We start from the raw sequence: 12,131 nt of genomic DNA on the forward strand, positions 1-12,131 counted from the left end.
ATGACTAGTCGTACTCATTATTGTGGAGAATTAAATGAGCATCATGTAGGCGAACCTGTTACTTTGAAAGGTTGGGTGCAAAAGCGGCGCGATCTCGGCGGGCTAATTTTTATTGATTTAAGAGACCGTTCGGGAATTGTTCAAGTTGTTTTTAATCCCGACGTGTCAAAGGATGCATTAAGTATTGCTAATACTATTCGTAATGAATTCGTACTGGAAATAAAGGGTAAAGTTGTAACTCGGGCAGAAGGAACAGAAAATAGTAAATTAAAAACTGGTAAAATAGAAATACATTGCGAGGAAGTTAACATTTTAAACGAAGCGAAAACCCCGCCTTTTGTTATTGCTAATGATACCGATGTGTCAGAGGAAATTCGTTTGAAATACCGTTATTTAGATTTACGGCGCCCAGCAATGTTTGAAACGCTTAAATTACGTCATCAAACAGTGAAAGCGATTCGTGACTTTTTGGATAATGAAGGGTTTATCGAAGTAGAAACACCAATTCTTACGAAAAGTACCCCTGAAGGTGCACGGGATTATTTAGTACCTAGTCGCGTTCATCCAGGTGAATTTTATGCATTGCCACAGTCACCACAAATCTTTAAACAACTATTGATGGTGGCGAACTTTGATCGATATTATCAAGTTGCGCGTTGTTTCCGCGATGAAGATTTACGGGCAGACCGTCAACCAGAATTTACCCAAATCGATATTGAGACAAGCTTTTTAGATCGGGAAGAAATAATTTCCGTCATCGAAAGACTGATGCAGCAAGTTGTTCAAAAGGTGAAGGGACTACAAGTTACAATTCCGTTTCCACGGTTAACATATGATGAAGCGATGGAAAGATTTGGTTCGGACAAACCAGATACGAGATTTGGCATGGAGTTAATAGATGTTTCGGATATTGTTAATGATTGCAGTTTTAAAGTGTTTGCGAGTGCAGTAACTTCCGGTGGCCAAGTGAAGGCACTTAATGTGAAAGGTGCTGGGGAGGTTTATTCTCGTAAAGACATTGACAGCCTGACAGAATTTGTTAGTCGTTATGGAGCAAAAGGATTAGCTTGGATGAAGGTAACTGAAGCAGGATTAACTGGACCAATCGCTAAGTTTTTCACAAATGATAAAGGGAATGAAATAATGAAAGTAACCGATGCAGCAGCGGGAGATTTACTATTATTTGTTGCTGACAAGAAACAAGTTGTTGCTGATGCGCTAGGTGCTTTACGGATAAAACTTGGTAAAGACTTACAATTGATTGATGAAAGTAAATTTAATTTCCTTTGGGTGACTGATTGGCCTTTATTAGAATATGACGAAGAAGAACAACGTTATTTTGCAGCCCACCATCCTTTTACAATGCCAGTTCGAGAAGATATACCGTTATTGGAAACCGCACCTGATAAAGTGCGTGCACAAGCTTATGATATCGTCTTAAACGGTTATGAAATTGGTGGAGGTTCCTTGCGAATTTATGAACGTGACATTCAAGAGCAGATGTTTAAAGTGCTTGGCTTTTCTAAAGAAGAAGCACAGGAACAATTTGGCTTCTTAATGGAAGCATTTGAATATGGAACGCCGCCACATGGTGGGATAGCACTCGGTTTTGACCGTTTCGTTATGCTACTAGCTGGAAGAACTAATTTGCGTGAAACGATTGCATTTCCAAAGACAGCAAGTGCAAGTGATCCGATGACGGATGCACCGAGTTCCGTAAGTGACATGCAATTGGCAGAATTAAAATTAGCTATTGCTAAAGAAGAAAAATAATGATTTGGATTCGAGTAGAAATTTTGCCATCATTCCTTTCCATCTTGTAAGATAAATAGTGGTGTATAATGCCTGATCTGTAGAAAAAAATGGTACTTGCCAGTTCTTGAAAAACTAATATTAATTATGGTATGATGATTTTAGTAAAGAGAGTCCTGATGTGACCGTTAGTTCAACCGAAGTTTTGACCGAACATCATTGCCAAGGGAGTCAAAAGTTTCTAAGGTAGCGTAAATGCCTCCTCTGAGTGGACTTACAAAACTTAGAACATGACACCCACCTGCTTATTGCGGGTTCAAAACAAGGCAATAACGACGGCGCGATTGGGACCTCTTTTTTCAAGTTCTCACTATCTAAAAAGGTGAAGGATGAATTTAAACAGTAAGTAAAGGTTTCCGTATTGTGGACCTTTTTTTTATGGAAAAAATTTCTCATTCTTTATAATAGATTCCTATTCTTATAGTAAAGGTGTGGGTAGATGTTACATCAATTTTCACGTAATGAATTAGCGATTGGCCAAGAAGGCTTAAAAATATTAAAACATTCTACGGTATTAGTACTAGGTATTGGTGGTGTAGGCTCTTTTACTGCTGAAGCTTTAGCAAGATCTGGAATTGGAAGAATCATTTTAGTTGATCGAGATGTTGTAGACATCACAAATATCAATCGCCAGCTGATCGCCTTATTATCGACAGTAGGCAGACCTAAAGTTGATGTTATGTTGGAACGAATTCATGATATAAATCCAGAGTGTGACGTAATCCCGTTAAAAATGTTTTATACGGAAGAAACATATGAACAAATATTTCAGTATCCAATTGATTTTATCGTTGATGCATCTGATACAATTATTTATAAAGTTCATTTAATGAAAGAAGCATTAAAGCGAAATATTCCTATCATTTCTTGCATGGGTGCTGCTAATAAAATGGACCCAACCCGATTCCAAATTACGGATATTTCAAAAACTCACACAGATCCTATTGCCCGGGTAATTCGTCAAAAATTAAAACGGGATGGGATAAAAAAAGGTATTCCGGTAGTATTTTCTGATGAAAGTCCCATTGTGATTAGGGAAGATGTGAAACAGACGGTCGGTAATCAAAATTCTACTATTCGGAAGGCACAAATGCCACCTTCTTCTAATGCATTTGTCCCATCTGTCGCAGGTTTGATTATGGCATCATACGTTGTGACAGAACTACTAAAATCTATTTCTATCGAAAGAGTTCAATAATAATGACAACGACGGGATTGCCAAATGGGTCAATCCTGCTTTTTTATTCTGATTTAAGTTTCCCTCTATCCTGCGGTAAAAACAGGTCAGTAAAACGTTAAATTTTGGTATAGTAAATATATGCAAACAAAACTAGGGTGAAAGTCTCCCACTGCTTTAAGTGTTAAAGTGACAGGGAGGAATGAGAACCTTATTGGAGGGTAAGTCTTTGAATACCGAACCTTTAGCATATCGGATGCGTCCGCGTACTCTTGATGAGATTGTCGGTCAAAAAGAAGTCATTGGAAAGCAGACGAATTTATACAAGATGATAAAAAATGGCTTTGTTCCATCGATGCTTTTATATGGTGAACCAGGAACTGGAAAAACTTCGCTTGCCTATGCGATAGCTGGTGAAACGAAAATTCCTTTTATCGCTCTTAATGCGACAACAGCTGGAAAGAAAGACGTGGAGGCTGTAGTGGAAGAGACGAGAATCACAGGAAAGGTTATTTTATTTTTAGATGAAATACATCGATTTAATAAAGCACAACAAGATTATTTACTCCCACATGTTGAACGTGGAGATATTATTTTAATCGGTGCGACAACGGAAAATCCATTTCACGATGTTAATCCTGCGATTAGAAGTCGTTGTGGACAAATTAAGCAGTTAACTCGTCTGACACAATCTAATATTATCCAGTTATTAAAGCGTGCTTTGACAGATGAAAAAAGAGGACTTGGTAAATATCCGATACACATAACTGATGAGCAAGTGGAGAAATTAGCGATAGCTGCTAACGGTGATGCACGTAAATCGCTAACATTATTAGAAACAGTATTTTTCTCCACCACAGCTAATGAAAATAATGAAATCATCATTACAGATGAATCGATTAATGATTTAATAGAAAATGTCGGGGTGTATGGAGATAAAAAAGGAACAAATTTTTATAATTTGCTATCAGCTTTACAAAAAAGTATTCGCGGAAGTGATGTGAATGCGGCACTTTATTATTTGGCACATTTGCTTGAAGCGGGTGATTTAATAGCGGTAAATAGAAGATTGTTAGTCATTGCCTACGAGGATATTGGGTTAGCAAATCCTATTGTTGGGACGAATGTTCTTGCTGCGATAACCGCAAGTGAACGTCTTGGAATGCCAGAAGCAAGAATTCCACTCGCGTCCGCTGTTGTTCAAATGTGTTTGTCAACAAAATCCAACTCTGCTTATAAGGCGTTAGATAAAGCAATGGAAGATGTACGAAATGGTAAAGTTGGCGATATTCCGAAACATTTGCGGGATGCGCATTATCAAGGAGCGAAATCATTAGGGCATGTTGGTTATAAGTATCCACACGATTATCCAATTGGTACTTTTGGGGGCTGGATAAATCAACAATACTTACCAGATAGTTTAGCGGGAGTGGAATATTACGAGCCAATGGAAGCAGGAGAGGAAAAGCGTCTTTGTGCCATCTATAAAAAATTACAAGAATTCAAGCAAAAACGGTAATTATTTTCGGATTTTTGAGTACTCGATTACTATTGTTACAACAGAAAAAATTAGGAACTTGCGATGCTTAAAAAAAGCACTGTCGCTTTATAGAAATTATGATATAATTCGATAAGTATACTCGGGATTATAGAAACATGGAGAATTGGGAGAAAAATGTAAGGGGGACTAAGATTGAAAAAAAGCAAGCAAGAATGGTTTATTCGTCATGGAGCCTTTTTTCTAGGGCTAATTATTATGGCGCTTGGCATCGTCTTAACGATTAAGGCCGATTTAGGAGTTGCACCGTGGGATGTGCTACATATCGGTTTGTACTACCAATTCGGCTTAACGATTGGATCTTGGTCTATCATAATTGGTATTTTTATTTTAGCTATCTCTTCACTCATTATGAAATCATGGCCAAAATACGGTTCTTTTTTAAATATGTTATTAGTCGGTATTTTTATTGATTTTTTTATGCTCTTACCTTTTTTACAAACTCCATCTGTTTTCTTCGGAAAATTGTTAATGCTACTCATTGGCGTAGTTATTTTAGCGTTTGGGATGGGATTGTACATTTCAGGCAGTATCGGTGCAGGTCCACGTGATAGTCTCATGCTAGCCTTTCATTTAAAAATGGGATGGAAAGTGCAAAATGTCCGATTATGTATGGAAGTGATGGTGCTCTTCATCGGCTTTTTATTAGGTGGTCCGGTTTCCATTGGTACATTAATCGTTACAGTAGCACTAAGTTATCTAGCCGGCTTTATGATTCCGTTTTGCCGCAAATTGACGGATCGATTTGTTGCTACCATCTCCCTTCGTCCTAAAACAATTATCAATACGAAAGATATTGCGTAAAAGTAGGTGATAAAATGAAAATTTCAACGAAAGGCCGTTACGGATTGACAATTATGATTGAACTTGCCAAAAATTTTGGAGAAGGACCAACCCCTTTAAAAACTATTGCTAAAGATAATAATTTGTCGGAACATTATTTAGAACAAATTATCTCTCCGCTAAGAAATGCAGGGTTAGTTAAAAGTATCCGCGGTGCTTATGGAGGATATGTGCTAGCAAAGGAACCAGCTGCAATTACATCTGGAGACATCATCCGAGTGTTAGAAGGACCTATCGTTTTAGTAGAAGGCATTGAAGATGAAGAACCAGCAAAACGTGAGCTTTGGATTCGAATTCGTGATGCAATAAAAAATGTGTTAGATAAAACGACATTAGAAGATTTAGCAAATCATACGGAAAATGACCATGAAGATTATGGATATATGTTTTATATATAAAACTTGTTTGTCCATGTCTAATTTACTGATAGTTAGTCATACTGGTAGTGAAATGTTTTTAAAGTAGGTGTAGATATTATGAACCAAATATACTTAGATAATGCTGCGGCAACCCCAATGTTTCCAGAAGTCATTCAAACGATGAGTACAGTGATGGAAAAAACATATGGTAATCCGTCAAGCATTCATACTTTCGGCAGAGAGGCAAGACAAATTATTGATGATGCAAGAACGGTCATTGCCAAATCCATTGGGGCTGATTTTAATGAAATAATTTTTACAAGTGGCGGTACGGAAGCGGATAACCTAGCCTTAATTGGAACAGCCCTTTCCAATAAGGAGAGAGGAAATCATATTATTACAACTGTGACAGAGCATCATGCAGTTCTGCACACATGTGAGTTTTTAGAAAAGCAAGGTTTTTCTATTACGTATTTGCCAGTGGATGAATATGGGATAATTAATATAGAGGACTTACAAAAGGCATTACGGGATGATACAATATTAGTTTCCATTATGTATGCGAATAATGAAGTTGGAGCAATCCAACCAATTTCCGAAATTACTAAGTTATTATCTTCACACCCAGCTGTTTTTCATACGGATGCGGTGCAAGCGTATGGACATGTGAAAATAAATGTGAAAGAACTTCGGATAGACTTGTTATCGGTATCGGGCCATAAAATTAATGGACCGAAAGGCGTCGGTTTTTTGTACGTAAATAATGGAATCAAATTAACTCCTCATTTATATGGAGGAGAACAAGAACGTAAACGCCGTGCTGGTACGGAAAATGTGGCTGCTATTGCTGGCCTGGCAAAGGCAATAATATTAACGAGCAATAGTATAGATATAAACTACCAGGCAATGCAACAGTTAAAACAGCAATTTATTACCATTCTGGATGAAGAAGGTATTTCATATAAAATTAATGGTGATATGAACAAAACATTGCCAAATATTATCAATATCAGTTTTCCAGGTACAAATGTGGAACAAATGCTAATTCATTTAGATTTAGCAGGTATCGCTGCTTCAAGCGGATCGGCTTGTACTGCAGGCTCACTAGAACCGAGCCACGTATTAAAAGCAATGTACGGAAAAGATTCACAAGAACTTTATAATTCTATCCGGTTTAGTTTTGGATATGGAAATACGATAGAACAAATTGTAACAGCTGCTAAGAAAACGGCAGATATTGTTAAACGATTAACCATGTAATTTTGGAGGTGAAACCGTTGAAGGACAACAAAGATATTCGTGTCGTAGTAGGAATGAGCGGTGGGGTAGACTCATCGGTTGCTGCTTATTTATTAAAACAACAAGGATACGAAGTAATAGGAATTTTTATGAAAAACTGGGATGATACGGACGAATTTGGTGTTTGCACAGCAACAGAAGATTATAATGACGTTATTCGTGTTTGCAACCAAATTGGCATCCCTTATTATGCAGTCAATTTTGAAAAGGAATATTGGGATAAAGTTTTTACTTATTTTCTCGAAGAGTATAAAAGAGGCCGAACACCGAACCCAGATGTTATGTGTAATAAGGAAATTAAGTTTAAAGCCTTCTTAGAACACGCATTGAAACTAGGGGCAGACTACGTAGCTACAGGACATTACGCACAAATACAATATAGAGATGGCGAGTATAAAATGTTACGTGGTGTCGATGAAAATAAAGATCAAACTTACTTTTTGAATCAATTATCACAAGAACAAATTTCGAAAGTAATGTTCCCACTCGGCCACTTAAATAAAAAACAAGTACGTGAGATTGCAAAAGAGGCGAATCTTGCTACCGCAGAGAAAAAAGATAGTACTGGGATCTGTTTTATTGGGGAAAGAAATTTCAAAGAGTTTTTAAGCCAATACTTACCAGCTCAACCTGGTAAAATGGAAACGATGGACCATGAAGTAAAAGGAAATCACGAAGGGTTAATGTACTATACGATTGGTCAAAGACACGGACTTGGTATTGGCGGATCTGGTGGAACTGGCGAACCTTGGTTTGTCCTTGGTAAAGATTTAGAGAGAAATGTTCTTTATGTTGGACAAGGATTTGACAATGAGTATTTGTATTCAGACGAACTAATCGGAACTGAAGTGAATTGGATATCAAATAAACAGAGACAAGATACCTTTACATGTACTGCAAAGTTTCGGTACCGACAAAAAGATACTGGTGTAACGGTAAAACTTCTTGATAATAATCGTGTGCGGGTGATATTTGATGAACCTGTTCGAGCGATTACTCCTGGACAAGCAGTTGTTTTTTATCATGAAGAAGAGTGTCTTGGTGGTGCAACAATTGATCAAGTTTTTAAAAATGGTCAACCATTAACGTATGTAAATTAATTTAGGTGCTTTACTAAGGAGTGAAATAGGGTGACACTAGCGGAGGAAAAGTTTATTAAAGGTCGGCTAATTGTAACTATTTTCCATAACGAAACTAATTTATATTCAGTCCTAAAAATTCGTGTAGAAGAAACGAGTGAACCATATGAGGAAAAGGAAGCAGTAGTCACTGGTTATTTTCCTCGAATACACGAAGAAGAAAGCTATATTTTTTATGGGAAATTTCAAGAGCATCCTCGTTATGGTGTCCAATTTCATTCCACCCATTTTCAAAAGGAGTTGCCTAAATCAAAGCAAGGATTAATCCATTACTTATCGAGTGAATTATTTAAAGGTATCGGTAAAAAAACAGCCGAAACGATAGTAGAAACATTAGGAGAAAATGCGATTTCAAAAATTCTTGAGCAACCATCGATTCTTGCTACGATCCCGAAATTAACTGCTGAGCGAGCGGAACAATTATATAAAACATTACTAGAAAATCAAGGATTAGAAAAAATTTTAATTTCCTTAAATCATTATGGATTTGGGCCGCAATTATCGATGCGGATTTACCAAATATATAAAGAACAAACGTTAACGATTATAGAAAGCAATCCTTACAAACTAGTAGAAGATGTTGAAGGAATTGGTTTTGGCCGTGCTGATGAATTAGGTGCCAAATTAAATATTAAAGGAAACCATCCGGATCGGATCAAAGCTGGTTGTCTATACACGCTACAAACGGTTTGTTTATCTGATGGACATTGTTATTTAGCTCGAAATGAACTTATCTCCGCTGTAAAAAATTTGTTGGAAGCTAATCAGCCAGTGGAAATTTTACATGAAACAGTCGATTATGAGCTATTAAAGTTAGAAGAAGAAGGAAAAATAATAACCGAAGACGATCGAATCTATATACCTTCTATTTATTTTTCTGAAAAAGGGTTAGTTAAAAATATTAAACGAATTCTTGCGCAGACAGAATATGAAAACCAATTCCCAGAATCGGAATTTTTACTAGCGTTAGGCAATTTAGAAGATCGTTTGCAAATTCAATATGCACTTACGCAAAAAGAAGCAATTCAAACGGCATTAATGTCCCCGATGTTAATTTTAACCGGGGGACCAGGTACTGGAAAAACGACAGTAATTAAAGGAATTGTTGAATTATATAGTGAACTGCATGGCTGCTCACTGAATCCGAAAGACTATAAAAAAGAAGATGTGTTTCCTTTTTTATTAGCAGCACCAACTGGACGAGCAGCAAAAAGGATGACTGAATCAACGGGTCTCCCAGCTGTTACTATTCATCGATTGCTCGGTTGGAATGGATCAGAAACTTTTGATCACGATGAAGATAACCCAATTGAAGGGAAAATTTTAATAGTTGATGAGATGTCCATGGTTGACATTTGGCTAGCCCATAATTTATTTAAAGCAATCCCAGATCAAATGCAAGTAATATTAGTTGGGGATGAAGACCAATTGCCATCTGTCGGACCAGGACAAGTTTTGAAAGATTTACTAATGAGTGAAAAAGTTCCTACTATCCGTTTAAATGAAATATATCGGCAAGCGAGCGGCTCATCGATTATCGATTTAGCTCACTCGATAAAAAATGGCATCGTTCCAATTGACTTGACAGCCCAACAGAAAGACCGCTCTTTTATCGCTTGTAATTCCAATCAAATAGGTGAGGTAATTAAACAAATCATTACGAAAGCGATAAATAAAGGTTATACACCAAAAGATATTCAAGTGTTAGCTCCGATGTATCGTGGACCAGCTGGGATTGACTATTTAAATCAACTGCTACAAGAAATATTAAATAGTAATGAAAGTAATAAAAAGAGGGAAATCAAGTTCGGCGATATAGTTTATCGGGTTGGTGATAAAGTGTTACAGCTTATTAATCAGCCTGAAAAAAATATTTTTAATGGGGATATAGGGGAAGTTGTAGCAATATTATATGCAAAAGAAAATGAAGATAAACAAGATCAACTTATTGTTAATTTTGAAGGGAATGAAGTAACTTATTTACGACAAGATTTAAATCAAATTACCCTTGCATACTGTTGTAGTATTCATAAAGCACAAGGAAGCGAATTCCCTGTCGTGTTACTTCCTGTCGTAAAAGGATATTATCGAATGTTGCGGCGGAATTTATTTTATACTGCAGTAACACGAAGTAAGCAAATATTAATTATTTGCGGTGAAGCAGATGCATTTAAAATGGCTGTAAATCGCACCGATGATAACCAGCGCAATACGACATTGACACCAAGGTTACTGGAAACGTTAAAAACAAATTCCTTTCACTATTCTAGTGAGGAGCCTCAAAGTTTATCCATTGAAGAAAAATTAATGAATGCTGATCCAATGATTGGCATGGAAAATATTACACCATACGATTTTCTTGAAAAATCAAGTTAACGGGTTTGTCCACAAAAGGAAAACCCGTTTTTATTTGTGAAACAATTTTTTAAGGTTTATTATATTGGCAATTTGGACACAATTTTTAATGGTATAAGACTTATTCGGAACAATTGATTTATTGCAAAATATACTAAAACGAGATTTCTATTAAAGAGGTGTTTCCATTGATTTTTTCTTGTCCTAATTGCCAGAGTAAAGATATTGGAAAAATAGGTATAAATCAATACTATTGTTGGAACTGTTATATTGAATTATCTATTCAAAAAGGTATCATTCATACTCATCAAGTGGAAGAGGACGGTTCATTATCTTCTTTAGATGATTTATTTGCTGAAGAATCAAGACGTATTAATGCATAAGCGAAAGAATATATGGATCTATGGATTGGCAAACTAATAGGAGGAGGTTTGCCAATGGATATTAAAGTAAAATGGTTTTACAGATTAGGATTTTTATTATTACTATTTATTGTTTTGTTTATTTTTTTTAAGTTGCAACCGTATTGGCAACCAATCTTACATATACTATTATCAGCCATTTTTCCGTTTGTAATTGCGGCCTTTATTACCTACTTACTTCAGCCACTTGTAAGAGGTTTACACAAAAATGGTCTGCCAAAATGGTTATCAGTACTAATTATTTATTTGCTTTTTTTTGGCGGGGTCGGGTTCTTAATATATAAAGGCATACCGATATTTATAAACCAGCTGAATGATTTATCAAAGAATACCCCGTTATTAATCAACCAATATGAAAATTGGGCGGTTTGGATTGAAAATAAGACAAACAATTGGCCAATTGGAATTCAAGAGCAAATTGAACATGGATTTGAAGCGATAAATAACGGGATAGAACGTTTCGCAGAGAAGACGTTAAAATTTGTTTTTGCCGTTTTTAATTCCTTATTTATTATCATTTTAATACCTTTTATTGCCTTTTATATGATAAAAGATAGTGACTATTTAGCGGATTTTTTTTGGTATATTGTGCCAAATAAATGGCGTAATGAAACAAGACGATTTATTGAAAATGTTAACGAGTCATTAGGAAATTATATTCGCGGACAGCTAATGGTATGCGGCCTTATTGGTGTTGTTTCCAGTGTGTTATTTTGGCTAATAGATTTAAAATATCCATTATTATTAGGTTTTATTGTCGGAGCTACGAATGTAATTCCCTATTTTGGCCCAATTATTGGTGCGATACCAGCTGTAATTATTGCAGCAACGACATCAGTAAAATTAGTGATTTTTGTAATTATCATTATTTTTGTGTTGCAATTTATAGAAGGGAATATTTTATCTCCGTTAATTGTCGGAAAAAGCTTGAAAATGCATCCACTACTAATTATGTTTTCTATTCTACTAGGCGGAGAAGTTGGTGGTGTCATTGGTTTAATAGTGGCAGTTCCCATTGTAGCGATTATAAAAACAGCTATTTTACAGTACTATAAAGTTTTTCCAGCAAGAACGGAAAATTAACTAGAAATTACCGAAAAACCTTATTTGACAAAATAACGAAAGATGAATATAATCCATTTATATATGGTTAAAAACGTCGAAGGA

The 12,131-nt window shown here is 36.0% G+C and carries 10 protein-coding genes, 1 other RNA gene and 1 other annotated feature (1 of these 12 running past the window's edge); all 11 genes read left to right on the forward strand.

From position 1 onward, the window contains the following. Complete coding sequence (gene aspS / locus BN1242_RS10650) at nt 1-1,773, forward strand: aspartate--tRNA ligase (protein ID WP_062355574.1); 1,773 nt, start codon at nt 1-3, stop codon at nt 1,771-1,773. A gap of 149 nt (nt 1,774-1,922) precedes the next feature. After that, nucleotides 1,923-2,107, forward strand: a non-coding RNA gene (ssrS, locus tag BN1242_RS10655) — 6S RNA. Nucleotides 2,108-2,251: 144 nt separating this feature from the next. After that, nucleotides 2,252-3,010 carry a tRNA threonylcarbamoyladenosine dehydratase gene (locus BN1242_RS10660; protein WP_062355577.1) on the forward strand — a complete coding sequence of 253 codons (759 nt, stop codon included), beginning with the start codon at nt 2,252-2,254 and terminating at the stop codon, nt 3,008-3,010. Between the two features lie 208 nt (nt 3,011-3,218). Beyond that, on the forward strand, nt 3,219-4,508 hold the full coding sequence (locus BN1242_RS10665) for a replication-associated recombination protein A (RefSeq protein ID WP_062355582.1): 1,290 nt from the start codon (nt 3,219-3,221) through the stop codon (nt 4,506-4,508). Nucleotides 4,509-4,682: 174 nt separating this feature from the next. Further along, on the forward strand, nt 4,683-5,351 hold the full coding sequence (locus BN1242_RS10670; RefSeq protein ID WP_062355586.1) for a DUF6198 family protein: 669 nt from the start codon (nt 4,683-4,685) through the stop codon (nt 5,349-5,351). Nucleotides 5,352-5,365: 14 nt separating this feature from the next. Next, a complete protein-coding gene (gene cymR, locus BN1242_RS10675; protein WP_062355589.1) occupies nt 5,366-5,788 on the forward strand; it encodes a cysteine metabolism transcriptional regulator CymR in 423 nt (140 codons plus the stop codon). A gap of 78 nt (nt 5,789-5,866) precedes the next feature. Beyond that, nucleotides 5,867-7,009 (forward strand): cysteine desulfurase family protein, encoded by a 1,143-nt coding sequence (locus tag BN1242_RS10680; protein WP_062355592.1) that lies wholly within the window; start codon nt 5,867-5,869, stop codon nt 7,007-7,009. Between the two features lie 17 nt (nt 7,010-7,026). After that, the gene (mnmA, locus tag BN1242_RS10685) at nt 7,027-8,148 is read left to right on the forward strand and encodes a tRNA 2-thiouridine(34) synthase MnmA (protein ID WP_072136187.1); all 1,122 of its coding nucleotides are present in this window, start codon (nt 7,027-7,029) and stop codon (nt 8,146-8,148) included. A gap of 30 nt (nt 8,149-8,178) precedes the next feature. Then, on the forward strand, nt 8,179-10,563 hold the full coding sequence (recD2, locus tag BN1242_RS10690; protein ID WP_062355595.1) for an SF1B family DNA helicase RecD2: 2,385 nt from the start codon (nt 8,179-8,181) through the stop codon (nt 10,561-10,563). Nucleotides 10,564-10,733: 170 nt separating this feature from the next. Then, nucleotides 10,734-10,925 carry a hypothetical protein gene (locus BN1242_RS10695; RefSeq protein ID WP_062356992.1) on the forward strand — a complete coding sequence of 64 codons (192 nt, stop codon included), beginning with the start codon at nt 10,734-10,736 and terminating at the stop codon, nt 10,923-10,925. Nucleotides 10,926-10,979: 54 nt separating this feature from the next. Continuing rightward, nucleotides 10,980-12,047, forward strand: coding sequence for an AI-2E family transporter (locus BN1242_RS10700; RefSeq protein ID WP_062355598.1), 1,068 nt, complete (start codon nt 10,980-10,982; stop codon nt 12,045-12,047). 67 nt (nt 12,048-12,114) lie between these two features. Then, nucleotides 12,115-12,131, forward strand: a binding site (T-box leader); it runs 231 nt beyond the window's last position.

The sequence above is a fragment of the Bacillus kwashiorkori genome, from assembly GCF_001375515.1.
In the GTDB taxonomy this organism is placed as follows: Bacteria; Bacillota; Bacilli; order Bacillales; family Caldibacillaceae; genus Bacillus_BK; species Bacillus_BK kwashiorkori.